Origin of the sequence: Xanthomonas dyei (assembly GCF_002939865.1) — a bacterium.
In the GTDB taxonomy this organism is placed as follows: Bacteria; Pseudomonadota; Gammaproteobacteria; order Xanthomonadales; family Xanthomonadaceae; genus Xanthomonas; species Xanthomonas dyei.
On sequence record NZ_MDEE01000011.1, the window covers coordinates 72407 to 90298 of the forward strand.

The window sequence follows — 17892 nt, forward strand, 5'->3', positions numbered from 1 at the left end:
CACCGCAACAAAATTCTGAAGTGCAGAGGTCTAGAGTTCGGCCGCCCTCCCATTTATGTCGATGCCGATGCCCTCTTTCACGATCGCAGGTCAAACACTCCATTACACGCAGCACGGTCACGGGTTTCCGATCCTGCTCGGCCACAGCTACCTGTGGGACGCAGCAATGTGGGAGCCGCAGATTCAGGCGCTGTCGCAGCACTACCAGGTGATCGTTCCTGAGCTGTGGGGTCACGGGCAATCGGGTGAATTGCCGCAAGGCACTCAGGGAATCGACGATCTTGCCCGGCAGATGCTTGGTCTGCTGGACGCGCTTGCGCTGCCGCAGTGCGCGGTGGTGGGTCTGTCGGTGGGCGGTATGTGGGGCGCCGAGCTTGCTTTGATGGCGCCGGAGCGCGTGCGCAGCCTGGTGTTGATGGATACCTTCCTGGGCGCCGAGCCGCGGGCCACGCGTGCGCGTTACTTCGGCATGCTGGATGCGATCGAGGCGGCCGGGCAGGTGACGCCTGCGCTGATCGAGGCGATCGTGCCGATCTTCTTCCGCCCCGGCATCGATCTGACCTCGGCATTGCCGGCCGCGTTCGCGCAGCGCCTGGCGGCGATGACCGCCGAGCAGCTACGCACATCGATCGTGCCGCTTGGCCGGTTGGTCTTCGGCCGTGCCGACCGATTGGATGCCCTGTCTGGGCTGGATCCCGCCAATACCTTCCTGCTCGGTGGCGATGCAGATATTGCGCGGCCGCCGGAAGAGTTGTGGATGATGGCCGAAGCGATCTGCTGCGATTACGAGCTGGTGCCCGATGCCGGGCATATCGCCTCGCTGGAAAACCCGGCGTTCGTCAACGCGCAGTTGCTCGGGTGGTTCAAACGCACCTTGTCGTGAGCTTGGAGCGGGCAGGGAGCGCGTGGAATGACGCGCGTGCCTTTACTCCCCAGCCCGCTTCGATGGGGTGAGATGGCTTATCGCTGCTTCCTTCTCCCGTCGGGAGCTTCAGATGTGTTTCCTTCTCCCGTCGGGAGAAGGTGCCCGCAGGGCGGATGAGGGTAGGGTTTCGGCGGGATTTGTGGGTGGCCGTACCCTCACCCCAACCCCTCTCCCGGTGGGAGAGGGGCTTTTAAGCGCTGCAGCCGTCTGGATGTTGCGTGGTTACGGTTGCGTGCCTAGCTAGGCTTCCAGTGCCGGCAGCTGTTTTCCTTCTCCCATCGGGAGAAGGTGCCCGTAGGGCGGATGAGGGTAGGTTTCGGCGGGATTTGTGGGTGGCCGTACCCTCACCCCAACCCCTCTCCCGGTGGGAGAGGGGCTTGTAAGCGCTACAGCCGTCTACGCGCTGCGGTCGCCTAAGGCCTGCGGTCGTCTGGATGTTGCGTGGTTACGGTTGCGCGCTTAGCCAGGCTTCCAGTGCCGGGGCCGGGAGGGGCCGCGAGAACAGGTAGCCCTGCAGGACTTCGCAGCCCAGGTCGGCCAGGAACAGGCGCTGTGCTTCGTTTTCGACGCCTTCGGCGACGACGTGCTTGCGCAAGTGTTCGCCGATGCGCAGCACCGAGGTGGTGAGGGCGCGTGCGTCTTCGCTGTGTTCGATATCGCGTACGAAGCTCATGTCCAGTTTGAGTTCGTCGATCGGCAGGCGGTGCAAATGGCTCAGGCTGGAATAACCGGTGCCGAAGTCGTCCAGCGATAACGAAATGCCGGCTTCGCGGATGGCGTGCAGGTTTTCCAGCACGCCTGGCTGTCCGGACAGCATCACGCTTTCGGTCAATTCCAGGGTCAGGTCGGACGCTTGCACGCCGGTGTCGGCGATCAACCGAAGCAGGTCGGGGAGCATGCGCGGGCTTTCGAAGCCGCTGGCCGACAGATTGACCGAGACGCGCGTGACCGGCACGCCGCGCAGACGCCAGTCGGCCACCTGTTCGCAGGCGCGCCGCAGAACCCAGGCGTTGAGCTGCGGCATCATGCCTTGCTCTTCGGCGACCGGCAGAAACCGTGCGGGCGAAATGGCGCCCAGCTGCGGATGATTCCAGCGCAGCAACGCTTCCACGCCGTAGAGCGCGTGCGGCGCGGCGCTATGCAGTTGCGGCTGGTAGTGCAGCTGCAGTTGGTCGCGGCCAATGGCCTGGCGCAGTTCCGCTTCCAGCGCCACGCGCTCTTGCGCCATGCGATTCATGTCGGAGCTGAAGAAGCGGAACCGTCCGCCGCCTTCCTTCTTGGCGCGATTCATCGCAAGGTCGGCATGCCGCAGCAGGATGTTGATGTCGCGCCCGTCTTCGGGAAACATCGCCACGCCGATGCTGGCCGAGGGATGCACGGTCATATGGCCCACCGACAGGGGGCCGGCGATGGTGCCAAGCAGACGCTCGGCCGCGGCGCTGGCCTGCTCGGCGCTGCACTGCGGCAGGGCCAGTGCGAATTCGTCGCCGGCCACGCGCGCCAGCATGGCGGTGGCCGCGAGCTGGTCGCCGATGCGCAGCGCGATGTCGCGCAGCAGGCCGTCGCCGGCCGAATGGCCCTGACTGTCGTTGATCAGCTTGAAGCGGTCGATGTTGATGAACATCAACGTGACCGGCTCGGCGGCGTATTCGGCCTGGGTCAGCGCCTGCTCGGCGCGCGCGCTGAACATGATGCGGTTGGGCAGGCCGGTCAGCGCGTCGTAGAACGCGAGTTGATGCACGCGTTGACGGATCTGCTCGCGCTCCAGTGCCAGCGTGCACAGCTGCTGGCACAGTTCGGTCAGCCGTACGTGCCAGGCATCGGCACGTTGCGGCTTGCGGTAATACAGCGCGAAGGTGCCGAGCACGCGCGAGCTATTGGCGCGGATCGGGGTGCTCCAGCAGGCGCGCAGACCCATCGGGATCAATAGGTCGCGGTAGCCGGTGAACAACGGGTCGGTGGCGATGTCTTCCACCATCACCGCACGGCCGCGCCAGGCCGCGGTACCGCAGGCGCCTGCACTGGGGCCGATCTTCAGACCGTTGACGGCGTCGGCATACTCGGGCGGCAGACTCGGCGCGGCCAGCGAATGCAGGCAGCCCTGGGGATCGGCGCTCATGACGGTCGCCAACACCTCCGGTGCGATGCGTTCGACCTCGGTGCAGATCAGCGTCATCACCTCGATCAGCGGGCGCTCCTGCACCAGCGCTTCCAGCACGCGGTGCTGCAGCACTTCGTGCATCTTGGTGTCGGTGATGTCGGTCAGCACCGCCACGTAATGCGATGGATTATGTCCGGCGTCGTAGATCGGGTTGAAATTGAGCGAGATCCACAACGGCGAGCCGTCCTTGCGATAGACCAGCAAGTCGGCACGGGTCTGCTGCAAGGCATCGGCGCGATCGCGGATGCGTGCAATCTGGCCCTGATCGCTCTGCGCGCGGGTCAACACATCCGACGGGCGCTGGCCGACCACCTCGGCTTCGGTGTAGCCGAACATGCGCTGGAAGCCATCGTTGGCGTAGAGCAGGCGCGATTGCAGATCGCAGATGAGGATGGCACTGCTGCTGCCATCCAGCGCTTCGGCCAGCAGGCGCGAACGACGCTCGTCCGGCGCTTCGCCGGGTTTGGCCATACCGGCGGTGAGCGGGGCGGGCCTGATCTGCCCGGCCGTGCGCGCCTGGTCGAATGGGCCGACCGATGACGTATCGCCGACCAGCTCCGCTGTCGCCCATGCATCCGTCGCCGTGCTCGCGACGGTGTCCGGTGCGCCGGCGTGCGGCGGCAGATCGGTCGGATGCGGGGGCGGGGCGCGCATGTGCGATCAGCGCGCTTGTGCCGACAGTGCGATCAGGCGTTCGGCGACACGGTCCAGCGGTACCACTTCCTGGGCGGCGCCCAGCTTGTAAGCGGCACCGGGCATGCCCCAGACCACGCTGCTGGCTTCGTCCTGCACCAGCGTGGGCGCGCCGGCCTGCAGCATTTCCAGCAGGCCGCGCGCACCATCGTCGCCCATGCCGGTGAGAATGGCGCCGACCGCGTTGGGGCCGGCGTTGGCGGCAACCGAGCGGAACAGCACATCCACGGCCGGCTTGTGGCGGTTGACCGGCGGGCCATCGTCGATACGGCAGCGCCAACGCGCACCGTCGCGAATGATGCGCAGGTGCTGGCCGCCCGGCGGCAGATAGGCGTGGCCGGGCAGGATCGCTTCGCCGTCGCTGGCCTCGCGCACCGACATCGCCGAGTGGCGATTGAGGCGCTCGGCGAATGCGGTGCTGAAGCTGGCCGGCAGATGCTGGGTCATCACCACCGCCGGTGCATCGGCGGGCATGTGTTCGAGCACCACGCGCAGGGCTTCGGTGCCGCCGGCGGAGGCGCCGATGGCGATCAGCCGGTCGGTGGTGCGGAAGCGCAGCGCGCTGCCGGCTACCGGCGCGGCCTGCATGTCCAGGGTCACCTTAGGCGTGCTGGGGCGATGCAACGCGCTGACCTTGGCCTTGGCGGCCATCTTGACCTTGCTGACGATTTCTTCGGCATAGCCTTCCAGCCCACGCACGACGTCGATCTTGGGCTTGGACACGAAGTCCACCGCACCCAGCGACAGAGCCTGCAAGGTGGTGTCTGCGCCGCGCTCGGTGAGCGATGAGATCATCACCACCGGCGTCGGGCGCAGACGCATCAGGTTTTCCAGAAACACCAGGCCGTCCATGCGCGGCATTTCCACGTCCAGCGTGATCACGTCCGGGTTGAGGCGTTTGATCTTCTCGCGCGCCAGGATCGGGTCGGCGGCCGAGCCGATGACTTCGATACCGGGATCGCGCGAGAGGATCTCGGTGAGCATCTGACGGACCACCGCCGAGTCGTCGACGATCAGTACACGAACGGGAGTTTCCAGCGTCATTCGAACAACTCCACTCCACCGGTGACCGGTGCTTTGGACAGACGGGCGCGCACGGCCGATTCTGTGGCGGCGACTTCGGCTTCGTGCGCATGCGGCAAGCGCTGCACGACTACCCGGCCGGTCGTCGGAAAGAACCACACCTTGCGCGGATGGATGCCGCACAAATCTTCGGCAATGATGGGGATGTGTTCGGCCTGCAGGTACTGGCGCACGAACTCGGCGTTGCGGGTGCCGACCGGGTTGCTGGTGAAGCCCTTGAGCACGTTGGCGCCGCCGAAGACCTTGGCTTCGATGCGTTTGCGATGCGCGCCGCGCTTGAGCATGTCGTTGATCAGCAACTCCATCGCATAACTGCCGTAGCGCGCCGGTGCACCGTCGCCGACCTGACCTTCGGGCAGCAGAAAGTGATTCATGCCGCCGATCTTGAGCACCGGGTCGCGCAAGCAGGCCGCAACGCACGATCCCAAGGTGGTCGTCAACGCGGTGTCGTCGTCCACCACCAGATACTGGGTAGGCAGCAGCTTGGCGGTGATGGTCTGGAACCGCGAATCGCGGTAGCGCATCACGTCGTCGACTTGCACGGCGGTACTCATGCAGATGCCCCCGTACGCGGGGCACGCCGATACAGCGTGCGCCCGCACGGCTGGATCAGATCGGCCGCGTGCAGGTAATTCTCCGAATGCCCGGTATAGAGCAGACCGTCGTCGCCCATGTGACTGACCAGACGCGACAGGATGCCGCGCTGGGTCGGTTTGTCGAAATAGATCATCACGTTGCGGCAGAACAGCGCCGCGTACGGGCCGCCGACGTCGTAACGCGGTGACAGCAGATTCAACTGGCGGTATTCGATGAGTTGGCGCAGCGCCGGGATGACCCGGCACTTGCCTTCGTTGGCGCCGCTGCCGCGCTGGAAATACTTGCGCTTGATCGCCGCATCCAGCGAGGCGACGCGGTCGATGGCGTAGACGCCGCGCGAGGCGGTTTCCAGCACCTGGGTGTCGACGTCGGTGGCGACGATGCTTACCGGCGGGGTCAGCGTGCCGAATGCTTCGCAGGCGGTGATGGCGATGGAGTAGGGCTCCTCGCCGGTGGAGGCGGCGCACGACCAGATCTTCAGGGGCGCCTGCGAGGCGCGCTTCTGCAATTCTTCGCGCAGTTTGTCGAAGTGATGCGGCTCGCGGAAGAACGAGGTCAGGTTGGTGGTCAGTGCGTTGGTGAACGCCTGCCATTCTTCTTCGTCGTTGCCGGCTTCCAGCTGGTCGATGTACTCGCGAAACGAGCGCAGCCCGAGCACGCGCAGGCGGCGCGACAGGCGGCCGTACACCATGTCGCGCTTGGCCGGTGCCAGCGAGATGCCGACGCGCTGGTAAATCAGGTCGCAAACGCGCTTGAAGTCGCGGTCGCCGAAATCGAATTCGCGCGTGTCTGAAGCGGGAGTCGTAGTCGTCATATCCATACACGTCGGGAGCTATAACGTGGTATCGGCCATGTGGCCGTCCAACTGAAGCACCAATCCATCGCTATCTGCGGCAGGGTTCGCTATCGCATCAGCGCTGCAGTGCGGCGGCGTGCATGGGCAAAGCGGCGGGGTGAAGGCTGCCTGTCGTTGCGAGAGGCAGAAACACAACGCCCCGGCAGTGCCGGGGCGTTGTGGGTGACAGCGGTGACTTGGAGCGGTTACCAGAACGTAGCGAGCAGTCGCCAGGTAGGTGCGGACGGCGCGGAGGAGGCGGAGTGTCCGGCGTGGTACCTGCCGCACCGGCCGCGCCCACCTGGCGCCTGCACAGCCCTTCTGTTGGCTGCTCTTAGAACTCTTGCCAGTTACCGTCGGCCAGTGCGGCCTGCGGCTTGGCAGCACGCGCTGGGCCTGCGGCTGTCCGCACGGCCGGCTTGGCCGCGGTCTTGACCGCCACCGGACGCGAGGGAACCGGGCGCAAATGCGCTTGCGCAATCGCGGCCGATTCGTCCAGCTTGAACACCGACACCGCTTCGGCCAGCTGGCCGGCCTGCTCTTCCATCGAGCGGGCGGCGGCAGTGGCTTCTTCCACCAGCGCGGCGTTCTGCTGCGTGGTTTCGTCCATCTGGGTGATGGTCTGATTGACCTGCTCGATGCCGGCCGACTGTTCCTGCGAGGCCGCAGAAATCTCGCCCATGATGTCGGTCACGCGCTGCACGCTGGCCACGATCTCGGCCATGGTCGCACCGGCCTTGCGCACCAGCGCCGAGCCTTCGGCCACCTTGTGCACGGAGTCGTCGATCAATCCCTTGATCTCCTTGGCCGCACCGGCCGACCGCTGTGCCAGCGTGCGCACTTCGGAGGCGACCACTGCGAAGCCACGGCCCTGTTCGCCGGCACGTGCCGCTTCCACCGCGGCGTTCAGCGCCAGGATGTTGGTCTGGAACGCAATGCCGTCGATGACCGAGATGATGTCGGCGATCTTCTTGGACGAGGCTTCGATGCCGGACATGGTGGTGACCACCTGCGACACCACTTCGCCGCCCTGCGAGGCCACACCAGTGGCGCCGATGGCCAGCTGATTGGCCTGACGTGCGCTTTCGGCGTTCTGCTTGACGGTAGAGGTGAGCTCTTCCATCGAGGCAGCGGTTTCTTCCAGATTGGCGGCCTGCTGTTCGGTGCGGTGCGACAGATCGCTATTGCCCGAGGCGATTTCGCCGGCGGCCGAGTTGATCGCACTGGACGAGAGCTTGATGCGACCGACGATATCGGCCAGTTGCTCGGCGGTGGCATTGGCATCGTCGCGCATCTGCGCGAACACACCGCTGAACTGCCCTTGCATGCGCACGGTCAGGTCGCCGCGCGACAGCGCAGACAACAACGCAGAGATCTGCTCCAGGCTGCCGGCGTTGGCATCCAGCAAGCCGTTGAGCTGCTGCGCCAACTGCAGGAAGAAGCCCTGCTTGCCGTCGGTTTCGACGCGGCCGCTCATGTCGCCGCTGGCAGCGGCGCGCACGATGCGGGCGACTTCTTCTTCGACCTGGACTTCGATGGTGCGGTCGCGCCATTCGCAGACTTCGCCGGTGGTTTCGCCTTGCTCGTTCTTGATGCCGGTGACGGTCTGCGCCAGCACCACTTCGCCGAAGCGCTCTTCGAAGCTGGTGACGCCGTCGCGTTCAAGCGCAGCGATGGCCTTGCGCACGGTCGCATCCGACAGGCCCAGGTAGCTGATATGCTGGCCGATGACCTTGCTTGCATCGAACTCGGGCGATGCCAGGCGGATGCTGCTTTCGTACTGCGCAACGATCTTCTTGAACGCGTCGTTGGCGTAGATCATCACGCGATCGGGATCGGTGATGAAGGTGCCGGTGGACGACTTGTCCAGCGCGGTGCGGATGCGCAGGTTCTCGTCGGCGATCTTCTGGTCGCGTTCGATACGCTCCTTCAGGTCGCGCTGCATGCGCTGCATGGAGCGCATCAGTTCGCCCACTTCGTCCTTGCCGTGCGCGTTGATCTGGCCATCCAGCTTGCCGCCGGCGATCTCGGTGGCGGTGCTCACCGCGCCGCGCATGCTGCGCACGATGGAACGGGCGAACAGGAACGCCAGACCCAGGCCACCGGCAATGCCGATCAGCAACACCACCAGGGTCAGCGAGACCGAGGTTGCGTGGACCTTTTCGGCCTTGGTCTTGGCGGCCTGTGCCAGCAGATTATCCTCGGCGATCAACGCAGCCAGCGAATCCTTTGCCTTGTTGTGCAGGGTGCGGGTCTCGCCGACAAAGGTGTCGATGGCATCGTCGGGGAGATTGAGCTCAATCATTTCATCGACGCTGGCGTACGAGGCCGAGGCCTTCTTCCAGTCGGCCACGAACACGTCGAAGAGTTTTTTCTGTTGCGGGCTTTCGATCAGGCGGGGGTAGCCCTTGATCGTTGCTTCGATTTCGCCGTTGAGCCGCTTGGCGCGAACCTTGGCTTCCTGTTTGACCGCATCGCTGGCACGCACCAGATTTTGATAAGACGCATTCCGGTATTCGCCGAGCATGCCGCGCAGATCGCCGGCTTCGCGCACGCTGGACATGGTGTTGCCGGCCAGGTCGCGCGTCACGTTGTTGAGCGAGGCCAGGCCCGAATACGCGATGATTCCCTGCACCAGCATGATCAGCAGCACGATGCCGAACGCCAGCATCAGCCGCGGCATCAATTTCAGATTATTGATCCATTGCATTGACACGATTTCCCCGTAAAAGTCAGTCCGCATAATCCAGACAGCAGATCGCCACGCATGGGCGTGGCGATCTGCGGTGCGATTACTTGATGGTGGCGAGCTTCAGGCTGGCCGGGGAGCTGACTTCGATTTCGGCGCGCGAGCTGTCGCGCTGGATCTTGCCCAGGACGCAGACGTCCTTACCTTCCAGTGATTCCGGGGCAAAGCTGAACTTGCCGCGGTTGGCGCCGTCGATACGGGCCGAGAAGGTGTGGCGCGGGAACATGCCGCCCATGTACAGGAAGGTGGGTTCGCCTTCCGAGCTTTGCGCGTACTTGGCCTTTTCGACCTTGCCGCAGACCATGCCGTCCTTGCCGACGAAGCGGGTCGCCATCTCCGGCGGAATCATTTCCTGCGATTGAGCCGACAGCGTGGGAGCAACGATCACCAGAGCAGCGACGGGGAGGAGCGAGAGCAGAAACTTCATTGGGGATTCTCCAGAATCAAAAGTCGAACGGTGACCCGCTTGTGTACGCGGGCTTCTATTCAGCTATCGGCTAACTGGGGTTCAACTTGAATCCAAAAAGTGTGAATTGCATCTCACTTCTATTAGGCGGTGCGTCTCGTGTCAGGACGCTCCCCACACCTGATGGTGGTATGCGCGTTGTGCATAAATCATTACGGCCGTCAGATGGCTGCCGGGTATGCAGGCGTCGCGATGCACACCTGCTGCATCGCCGCGCTTGCCCACCACCGCATCCCTCTGACGACCGCAGGCCGCCGCACCCAACCACCTTGAATCAGGCGGCTTCTTCAGCCAGCTGCTGCTGACCCAGCTCGGTGCTGTCCAGCAAGGTTTCGATATCCAGCAGGATCAGCATGCGATCGTCCTGGGTGCCGATGCCGGAGATGAAGCGGGTGTCCACCGAAGCGCCGAACTCGGGCGTCGGGCGGATCTGATCGTCGTTGAGCGGGATCACGTCCGAGACGCTGTCCACCACGATGCCGACCACGCGGTCTTCGACGTTGAGCACGATCATCACGGTGAAAGCGTCGTAGCGCGCTTCTTTCAGGCGCAGCTTCAGGCGCAGGTCGATCACCGGCACGATGGTGCCGCGCAGGTTGATCACACCCTTGATGTAGTCGGGCGCGTCGGGCAGACGGGTGACCGAATCGTAGCCGCGGATTTCCTGCACTTTCAGGATGTCCACGCCGTAGTGCTCTTCGCCCAAAGCGAAGCTGAGGAATTCACCACCGGTGCCGGTGGCAGTGCTTTTGTCGTTCATGAAAACTCCAGGCGTTGCGGCTGAGTGTCAGGTTGCGGCACTAGGTTGAAAAGGCTGCCATAGCAACATCGGCGCGGCGCTGTGCAACTTTAGGTATGGGGCTGTTGTGGTGCGGGCGGGTTCAGAACACGCCGCTCTTGCGCGCGTTGCGTTGGCGGTCGACCCGAAAGATGTAGCGCTGGATGGTTTCGTCGGCGCCACGCGGCAGATCGCTGAACTGCAGGCCGACGCGGAAGCCTTCGCTGCCATTGGGCAGGGTCTGCTTGTCTTGGCTGCACACCGTGAGCGGCAGGGCGATCGGTGCGACGTCGGGCAGGTGCAGCGTGCAGTCGCGATAGGTGCGGTGCGGCTCCAGCAAGGGCATGCCGGCGGTGAGCGACACCGCCAGGCCGCCGCTGCTGATGTCGATCACGCGCAGCTGCAGGTTGAGATTGCCGCCCTGGGCTTCGTCCTGGCGGATGATGCACACGGGCGAGTCGGTGATCGGCGTTTCCAGCCGGTACGATTCGCGGCGTTGCATGTGGTACATCGCGTCCGGCAGCTCGGTGCGGAAGGCGACGTGGATGTCGCGCTCGATGCGTTCGGCCTTTTCCAGCCGGAAGCGCACGTTGACCCGCTCCAGTTGCGCGTAGCAGAGCAGGTACTTGGCATCTTCGATGGCGCGGTTGGAGGTGTCGTTGTGGCTGCCGTCCAGAATCACGCAATCGTCGTCTTCATCGATTTCGAGCACGGCGGTAGGCACGGCCATGTCGCGGCCGGCCACATGCATGGTCACCACGGCGCGTTGATCGAGCAGCTGGCGCAGCAAGCCACGGATCTGCCGTTTGTTGCGCAGCAGATAGCGTTCGTCACCTTCTGCAAGGTGATCGTCGTGGTCCAGCTCTGACTCTGAGGTATCGCCTTGGGACATGGGCACAAGCACAGTGGTAGCGGGAAAGCGCCCGGAGGGTTGTCCCGGCGTCGCCTTGATATCGGCGGCAAACCCAAATCTTTAACAGCGGCTGACAAAACTCGTACGCCTGGCGCTGCTAATGACCTGTCGCGATGGAGCTTTCGACGCAGCAACCATCAAGGTTCTGGCGCGCGATGTCTTCGTTCTTCGGCAAGACAACCAGCCACCTGCCTGGTGCGGGGCCCTGGCCGATTGCGGGATCGATGGCGGCATGGATGCCGCCAAGGACGGGTTCACGGCGTGTCCCGCGAGCGCTGAGGGCACCGCGCCCTCGAGGTCTTTGCGTCTGCTGCAGGGCCCTTGCCCGCTCACCATCACAGGACACGCTGCAAGTACGTCCTTGTAAGCTCCGTGGCGGCATCCATGCCGCCAAGGGTCCTGCGACGGTGAGCGGGCAAGGACCAGTCGAGACGGTCGGTGCACAGCGTCTCAACAGAGCAGTTGGCAACTGTCCGGTCCGGTTCCTCGCTCTTCAACAAACCACCAGCGAACTCTCTGGTGCGGTGTCCTCGCCGATTGCGGGACCGTTGGCGGCATGGATGCCGCCAACGAGCCCCCAAGGATGGGTTCACGGCGTGTCCCGCGAGCGGCGAGGGCGCCGCGCCCTCGATACTGCGAGTTTGCTGCAGGGCCCCCTTGCCCGCCCACCATCGCAGGACACGCTGCAAGTAAGTCCATGTAAGCTCCTTGGCGGCATTCATGCCGCCAAGGGTCCTGCGACGGTGAGCGGACAAGGGCCAGTCGAGACGGTCGGTGCGTAGCGTCTCAACAGAGCAGTTGGCAACTGTCCGGTTCGGTTTCCTCGCTCTTCAACAAACCACCAGCGAAAACAAACCACCAGCGAACTCTCTGGTGCGGTGTCCTCGCCGATTGCGGGACCGTTGGCGGCATCCATGCCGCCATCGCGCCCCCAGGGACGAGTTCACGGCGTGTCCCGCGAGCGGCGAGGGCACCGCGCGCTCGACTCACCCTGCGTGTGCCTCAGCCATCGTTTCTCGCATCAGTGATAGGCGTGGCGTGCGTTGGCCAGCAAGGTGCTCAGGCTGTCCTGCTGTTCGAGGCGGAATACTGCCACCGCGTCCACCAGCTGCGCGGCCTGGTCTTCCATCGAGCGCGCCGCTGCCGTGGCTTCTTCCACCAGGGCGGCGTTCTGCTGGCGATGCCAGTGCGGCGCCGTTGCCGATGCGGGTCACCGAATCTTCGATCAGGTGCTTGATCTCCTTGGCCGCGCCGGCCGAGCGCTGCGCGAGCGTACGCACCTCCGAGGCCACCACGGCAAAGCCGCGGCCCTGTTCGCCGGCACGCGCCGCTTCCACCGCGGCGTTCAAGGCCAGGATATTGGTCTGGAAGGCGATGCCATCGATGACGCTGATGATCTCGGCGATCTTCTTGGACGAGGCGTCGATGTCGGCCATGGTGGTCACCACGCGGCCGACCACATCGCCACCCTTTGCGGCCACGCCGGCGGCATCGAGCACCAGGCGGTTGGCCTGGTCGGCGTTATCGGCGTTCTGCTTGACGGTGGCGGTGAGCTCTTCCATCGAAGCGGCGGTTTCTTCCAGCGCGGCGGCTTGTTGCTCGGTGCGACGCGACAGGTCGCCATTGCCGGTGGCGATTTCGGTGGCGGCCGCGTTGATCGCCAACGACGAATCCTTGATGCGACGCACGATGCCGGCCAGTTGGTCGGCGGTGGCGTTGGCATCGTCGCGGATGGTGGCGAACACGCCTTGCAGCTGGCCGTCCATGCGCACGCTCAGGTCGCCCTGCGACAACGACGACAGCAGCGCGGACACGCGCGACAGGCCGTCGGCGTTGTTGTCCAGCAGCATGTTCAGTTGCTGGGCGAGCTGCAGCAGGAAGCCCTGCTTGCCGGCGGTGTCCACGCGGCCGCTCAGGTCGCCGGCTGCGGCGGCCTGCACGATGCGGGCGACTTCTTCTTCCACCTGCACTTCCTGGGTGCGGTCGGCCCACTCGATGACAAAGCCCATGCGCTCGCCCGCGGCATCCAGCACCGGGCTGACCACCTGACGCACGATGCGGCCGCCAACGGCGATCTGGGCGACGTTGCTGCCGGTGAGCTGTTCGAGCATGCGCTCGTGCTGCTTCGGCGCGGCATGGAATTGATTGACGCTGGTGTCGATCAGCTTGTCCGCATCGAAGCCGGGTGCAGCGTTACGCAACTGTTCCTGCACGCCCTTGAGCAGGCGTTGCAGCGGCCGGTTGACGTAGATGATGCGCTGATGGATGTCGGCGATCATCACGTTGGTGCTGACATCGTCCAGCGCGGTGCGCACACGCAGCGCTTCGCTGGCGATCAGGTGATCGCGCTCCAGCCGTGCGCGCAGGTCGTCGCGCATGGTGCGGGCATTGAGCAGCAGACGGCCGAGCTCATCGTGCCGATCGATTTCGATGGGGTTGTCCAGCCGGCCGGCGGCGACATCGCCGAGCACGCGTTCCACCGCCACCAACGGGCGGGTCACCATCTTGCGCGCGGCGATGAACACCACCGCGATGCACAGCGCCAGCACCGCCAGCGAGAACAGCAGCATGCTGCCCATCAGCTGGTCGAGCGGGCCGTCGATGGCGCTGCGCGGCTGGGTGCCGATCACCGCCCACTGCCACGGCGCATAGCGCTGTGCGGTGACTTCGAACGCCTGCGCATTGCCCTTGGCATCGCGTAGCTGCAGGTTGGCGCTGGGCTGCTTGCCGTCCAGCACCGACTGTAATGCCGCTTGCTGATCGGCCGGCACCAGGGCAGACAACGTCGCCGGCGCGCCCGGCGGTGCGGCGATGATCTGGCCCTGACGGTCGCCAGGCGCCATGTCGGCGATCACGAAGTAGCCGTCCTGTCCCAGCTTGGTGGTGCTGACCTGGGCCTTGAGCGCCGCCAGGCCCTGGGTGTAGTTGCGACCGACGAACAGCGCACCGATCACCTCGCCGGCAGCGTTGCGCAGTGGCGCGTAGTAGGTCATGTACTGGTCGCCGAACAACTGCGCCTGGCCGGTGAAGGGCTTGCCTTCGGACAGCGCGGCGTAGGCCTTGCCCTTGCGATCGAGCAGGGTGCCGATCACGCGCGCGTTCTGCTTGTTGCGCAGCGAGGTGGTGATGCGCACGAAGTCGTCGCCGGTGCGCGCGAAGATGGTCGCAACGCCGCCGGTGGCCTGCGCGAAGCGATCCACCGCGTCGAAATTGAGATTCAGCGCCTGCGTACCGGCGCGCAACGTGGGCGTGTTCTGCGCGCCGATGGTCACGGTGCTGGCGGTATCCAGCTCGCGTGCGCCGCGCGGCAGCATGTCGTCGAAGACGCTGCCCAGGCGCTCGGTGCCTTCGGTCAGGGTGACGTCGTACATCGCCACCGACTGCTGCATCAGCCGCGTGCTCGAACGCAGCTCGGCCTTGACTTGCGATTCGATGTCGCCGGCCGATTGCCGGTAGATGGTCAGGGCGAGTAGCCCGAGCGATAACGCGATGACCAGGGTGAGCAATGCGGACAGCCGCGTGCCGACGGAAAGTCGGTTGAAAAAATGCATAAGAGTGGCCTTGCCCGGGGGAGGGCGTTACGGATGCGTGAGTGCGATAACGGCCGTCTATGCGCGAAATTGATCATTTCTGTAGAAATCGGCACAACAGGGGCGATTTATTCAGTCCCGGCTCATTGGAAGCGGTTTCAGTTGTGTGGTCATGGGATGAGCGAATGTAAGTTCTGCGTGAATTCAAGGCAGTTGAACGTCGAGCGCGCAATCGCCCGGGTGCTCCCGAGTTTTGCGAACGCAGGGCAAAAAAAGGGCCGCATCCCCTCGCAAGGGAAGCGGCCCACAAGATCCGCGCAGCGCGGACTCGAACGACTCTCGAATTTTCTGTGTTGCTGATGCGGGTGTTGCCCGGCGCGTGGATCACGCACCGCGTGGTTGTCTGTCGCAACGCGATTGCTGCGTTTCACTGCATGCGTTGATGGATGTCAGCAGTGCTTGCTGCGGCTGAGTTCAGAACTCCTGCCAGTCACCAGCGCCGTTGGCCGATGCCACTGCCGCGGTCTGCATCGCGCCACGTCGCGGTGCGGCAGGTGCGGTGGGGCGTACAACCGGGCGCGGCGCGGTGCGGGCATTGGCCGGTGCGCTGGCAATGGCCGACAGACGGCGTGCCACCGGCGCGTGTTCGGCCACCTTGAACACTGCAACGGCTTCGGTGAGCTGCTGCGCCTGTTCTTCCATGGCGCGGGCGGCGGCGGTGGCTTCTTCCACCAGTGCGGCATTTTGCTGGGTGGTTTCGTCCATCTGGGTCACGGTCTGGTTGACCTGCTCGATGCCGGCGTACTGCTCCTGCGAGGCCGACGAAATCTCGCTCATGATGTTGGTGACACGCTGCACGCTGGCCACGATGTCGGCCATGGTGGTACCGGCCTGGTCGACCAGGCTTGCGCCTTGCGCCACCTTTTCCACCGAGTCGTCGATGAGGTGCTTGATCTCTTTTGCCGCGCCGGCCGACCGCTGCGCTAGCGTACGCACCTCGGACGCCACCACCGCAAAACCGCGGCCCTGTTCGCCGGCACGCGCCGCTTCCACCGCGGCATTCAACGCCAGGATGTTGGTCTGGAAGGCGATGCCGTCGATGACGCTGATGATCTCGGCGATCTTCTTCGAGGAGGCCTGGATGTCGGACATGGTGGCGACCACGCTCGCCACGACAGCGCCGCCCTGGGATGCCACTGCAGCGGCGCCGATGGCGAGCTGATTGGCCTGGCTGGCGTGTTCGGCATTCTGCTTGACGGTGGAGGTGAGTTCTTCCATCGAGGCGGCGGTTTCTTCCAGATTGGCGGCCTGTTGTTCGGTGCGCTGCGACAGATCCTGATTGCCGGTGGCGATCTCGCCGGAGGCCAGGCCGATCGCACCGGCCGCTTCCTGGATGCGGCCCACGATGTTGGCCAGCTGCTCGGCGGTGGCATTGGCGTCGTCGCGCATTTGTGCGAACACGCCCTGATACTGGCCGGTCATGCGTGCGGTGAGGTCGCCGGCGGCGATCGACTGCAACAGGCCGGACAGCGACTGCAGGTTGCCATCGGCAGTGGCCATCAAGGTGTTGAGGCTTTCCACCATGATGCGGAAGTCGAACTGGAACTGCTCGGCATTGCCGCGCGCGGTGAAGTCGCCATTGGCGGCGGCCTGGGCAAGATTCTTGATCTCGTGATTCATCGTGGACAAGTTGTGCTTGACCTGATTCATCGCCGTGGTAATCGCGGCTTTTTCGCCAGGCAATTGCGGCATGTCTTCGCTCAGATCGCCGATGGCGTAGCGCTCCACCAGGTGGATGGTCTGCATCTTGACCTTGATGTGCGCGGCGACCAGCTCGTTGGTGTCCTTGGCCATGCGGCCGAAGTCGCCGGGGAACGCGCCGGCATCCATGCGGAAACTGATCTGGCCTGCATCGTGGCGTTTGGCCATGTCCAGCTGCGCGCTGATCAGGTTGCGTACCTGCTCCTGCATCTTGTCCATCGCCTGCAACAGGCGCCCGGTTTCGTCGTTGCTGTTGGTGCGCACATCGTTATCGAGATTGCCGTTGGCAATGGATTCGGCGGCACGGGTGGCCTGCGCTAGCGGGCGCACCAGGCTGCGGGTGATGGCCCAACCCAGCAGGCCACTGATGCACACCACCGCCAGGCCGCCGCTGATCAACATCGCGCGGCCGCGCGCCATCGCCGTGGTGGCTACAGAGTTGGCTTCCTGGGCGCGCTGGCGTTGCAGCGCCGTATAGTCCAGCAGTGCGTCCTGCCACACCTGCGTGGCCGGCGCCGCACGCTGCAACAGCAATGGCATGGCCTCATCGGTTTTGCCTGCAAGCCCCAGATCGATCACCTGCTGGTTGAGCGCGCTGGCGCTCTTGTTGCTCTGATCGATCTTGTCGCGCATGGCCTGTCCCGTCTGTGTCGCCGAGAAGGCGTAAAGCTGCTCGCGTGCTTTGTCGTAGGTGCTGCGCTGTTCTTCGATGATGGCGGCGAAGCGACGATTCTCTTCAGCGGTGGTCGGCAGCACGAGATTGCGTAGCTGCACGGCGATCACCGAGACGGCGTCATTCATCTCTTGCAGATGCTGGACGATGACCATGTTGCGATTGGTCAGCGTATCCAGGCTCTGACGCGCTTGCGCCAGCGTATAAAGGCCAGCGGCCACCAGGGCGCACGACAGCAGGATCAGCGTGCCGAATGCGAAAGTCAGCCGTTTGCCGACGTTGTACCGTTGAAGAAGAGCGATCATGTTGAGTCTCAAGGCGATGGGCGGGAAGGGGAGATGCGCATCGGGCGGTCGCGTCGTCCATACGTCGAGCGCTGCCGGGGCGGGCATGCATCCGGCCGATCCATCGGTGTGCGTGACCGGTGGTCACGCTGCACTCGATTGCAAGGCAGGTCTGCATGCTTGTGTCCGGTAACGGCGCTGGTGGCTACAGCTGAACTCGCAAGGCCTAGCGCATATGGGCGGCCGTCACCGAGGTGACGCCCGTGTGCACAGATGAGCCCAAAACCCTGCTGGATGGGCGAGCAAGGCATCGTCGGCGGCTTGGGATTTCACTGTTCCATCACGCGTTCAAGCGTGATGGACGTGTGCAGACCAAGAGGATTGCCGGGTGGACGCACCGGCTTGGGAAGCGACTTGGTGTAGCGCCAGATCCGGGTAGACAGG

At 64.5% G+C, this 17892-nt stretch carries 10 protein-coding genes, 1 other RNA gene and 1 pseudogene; 1 reads left to right on the forward strand and 11 read right to left on the reverse strand.

Going from position 1 to position 17892, the window contains the following annotated elements; genetic code table 11:
- Positions 1-67: 67 nt before the first annotated feature.
- Positions 68-883, forward strand: a complete 816-nt coding sequence (locus XdyCFBP7245_RS09740; protein ID WP_104615488.1) for an alpha/beta fold hydrolase — start codon at positions 68-70, stop codon at positions 881-883.
- Between the two features lie 487 nt (positions 884-1370).
- Here the strand turns inward: XdyCFBP7245_RS09740 and XdyCFBP7245_RS09745 are convergent, their stop codons facing one another.
- The 11 genes and pseudogenes from XdyCFBP7245_RS09745 to XdyCFBP7245_RS09795 form a co-directional block, all read right to left on the reverse strand.
- Positions 1371-3740, reverse strand: coding sequence for an EAL domain-containing protein (locus tag XdyCFBP7245_RS09745; protein ID WP_104615489.1), 2370 nt, complete (start codon positions 3738-3740; stop codon positions 1371-1373).
- 6 nt (positions 3741-3746) lie between these two features.
- A complete protein-coding gene (locus tag XdyCFBP7245_RS09750; RefSeq protein ID WP_104615490.1) occupies positions 3747-4823 on the reverse strand; it encodes a protein-glutamate methylesterase/protein-glutamine glutaminase in 1077 nt (358 codons plus the stop codon).
- Positions 4820-5416 (reverse strand): chemoreceptor glutamine deamidase CheD, encoded by a 597-nt coding sequence (cheD, locus tag XdyCFBP7245_RS09755; RefSeq protein ID WP_005993860.1) that lies wholly within the window; start codon positions 5414-5416, stop codon positions 4820-4822. The genes XdyCFBP7245_RS09750 and cheD overlap by 4 nt, the downstream gene beginning before the upstream one ends.
- Positions 5413-6279, reverse strand: coding sequence for a CheR family methyltransferase (locus XdyCFBP7245_RS09760; protein ID WP_104615491.1), 867 nt, complete (start codon positions 6277-6279; stop codon positions 5413-5415). Before XdyCFBP7245_RS09760 ends, cheD begins: the two co-directional genes overlap by 4 nt.
- A gap of 219 nt (positions 6280-6498) precedes the next feature.
- A non-coding RNA gene (locus XdyCFBP7245_RS09765) (sX9 sRNA) lies at positions 6499-6575 on the reverse strand.
- 53 nt (positions 6576-6628) lie between these two features.
- The gene (locus tag XdyCFBP7245_RS09770; RefSeq protein WP_170068595.1) at positions 6629-9004 is read right to left on the reverse strand and encodes a methyl-accepting chemotaxis protein; all 2376 of its coding nucleotides are present in this window, start codon (positions 9002-9004) and stop codon (positions 6629-6631) included.
- An 82-nt stretch (positions 9005-9086) separates the two neighbouring features.
- Positions 9087-9470 (reverse strand): hypothetical protein, encoded by a 384-nt coding sequence (locus tag XdyCFBP7245_RS09775; RefSeq protein WP_005993867.1) that lies wholly within the window; start codon positions 9468-9470, stop codon positions 9087-9089.
- Between the two features lie 313 nt (positions 9471-9783).
- The gene (locus XdyCFBP7245_RS09780) at positions 9784-10269 is read right to left on the reverse strand and encodes a chemotaxis protein CheW (RefSeq protein WP_005993869.1); all 486 of its coding nucleotides are present in this window, start codon (positions 10267-10269) and stop codon (positions 9784-9786) included.
- Between the two features lie 121 nt (positions 10270-10390).
- Positions 10391-11179, reverse strand: a complete 789-nt coding sequence (locus XdyCFBP7245_RS09785; RefSeq protein WP_170068596.1) for a flagellar brake protein — start codon at positions 11177-11179, stop codon at positions 10391-10393.
- 1042 nt (positions 11180-12221) lie between these two features.
- Positions 12222-14751, reverse strand: a pseudogene (locus tag XdyCFBP7245_RS24745) (methyl-accepting chemotaxis protein).
- A gap of 453 nt (positions 14752-15204) precedes the next feature.
- Positions 15205-17469 carry a methyl-accepting chemotaxis protein gene (locus XdyCFBP7245_RS09795; RefSeq protein ID WP_104615493.1) on the reverse strand — a complete coding sequence of 755 codons (2265 nt, stop codon included), beginning with the start codon at positions 17467-17469 and terminating at the stop codon, positions 15205-15207.
- Between the last annotated feature and the right edge of the window lie 423 nt (positions 17470-17892).

Excerpts from the sequence above, each read along its gene's own strand:
- XdyCFBP7245_RS09740 (WP_104615488.1), top strand. The coding sequence starts at position 68 with ATGCCCTCTTTCACGATCGCAGGTCAAACACTCCATTACACGCAGCAC.
- XdyCFBP7245_RS09745 (WP_104615489.1), bottom strand. The coding sequence starts at position 3,740 with ATGCGCGCCCCGCCCCCGCATCCGACCGATCTGCCGCCGCACGCCGGC.
- XdyCFBP7245_RS09780 (WP_005993869.1), bottom strand. The coding sequence starts at position 10,269 with ATGAACGACAAAAGCACTGCCACCGGCACCGGTGGTGAATTCCTCAGC.
- XdyCFBP7245_RS09775 (WP_005993867.1), bottom strand. The coding sequence starts at position 9,470 with ATGAAGTTTCTGCTCTCGCTCCTCCCCGTCGCTGCTCTGGTGATCGTT.
- XdyCFBP7245_RS09750 (WP_104615490.1), bottom strand. The coding sequence starts at position 4,823 with ATGACGCTGGAAACTCCCGTTCGTGTACTGATCGTCGACGACTCGGCG.
- XdyCFBP7245_RS09760 (WP_104615491.1), bottom strand. The coding sequence starts at position 6,279 with ATGGATATGACGACTACGACTCCCGCTTCAGACACGCGCGAATTCGAT.
- XdyCFBP7245_RS09785 (WP_170068596.1), bottom strand. The coding sequence starts at position 11,179 with ATGTCCCAAGGCGATACCTCAGAGTCAGAGCTGGACCACGACGATCAC.
- XdyCFBP7245_RS09770 (WP_170068595.1), bottom strand. The coding sequence starts at position 9,004 with ATGCAATGGATCAATAATCTGAAATTGATGCCGCGGCTGATGCTGGCG.
- cheD (WP_005993860.1), bottom strand. The coding sequence starts at position 5,416 with ATGAGTACCGCCGTGCAAGTCGACGACGTGATGCGCTACCGCGATTCG.
- XdyCFBP7245_RS09795 (WP_104615493.1), bottom strand. The coding sequence starts at position 17,469 with ATGATCGCTCTTCTTCAACGGTACAACGTCGGCAAACGGCTGACTTTC.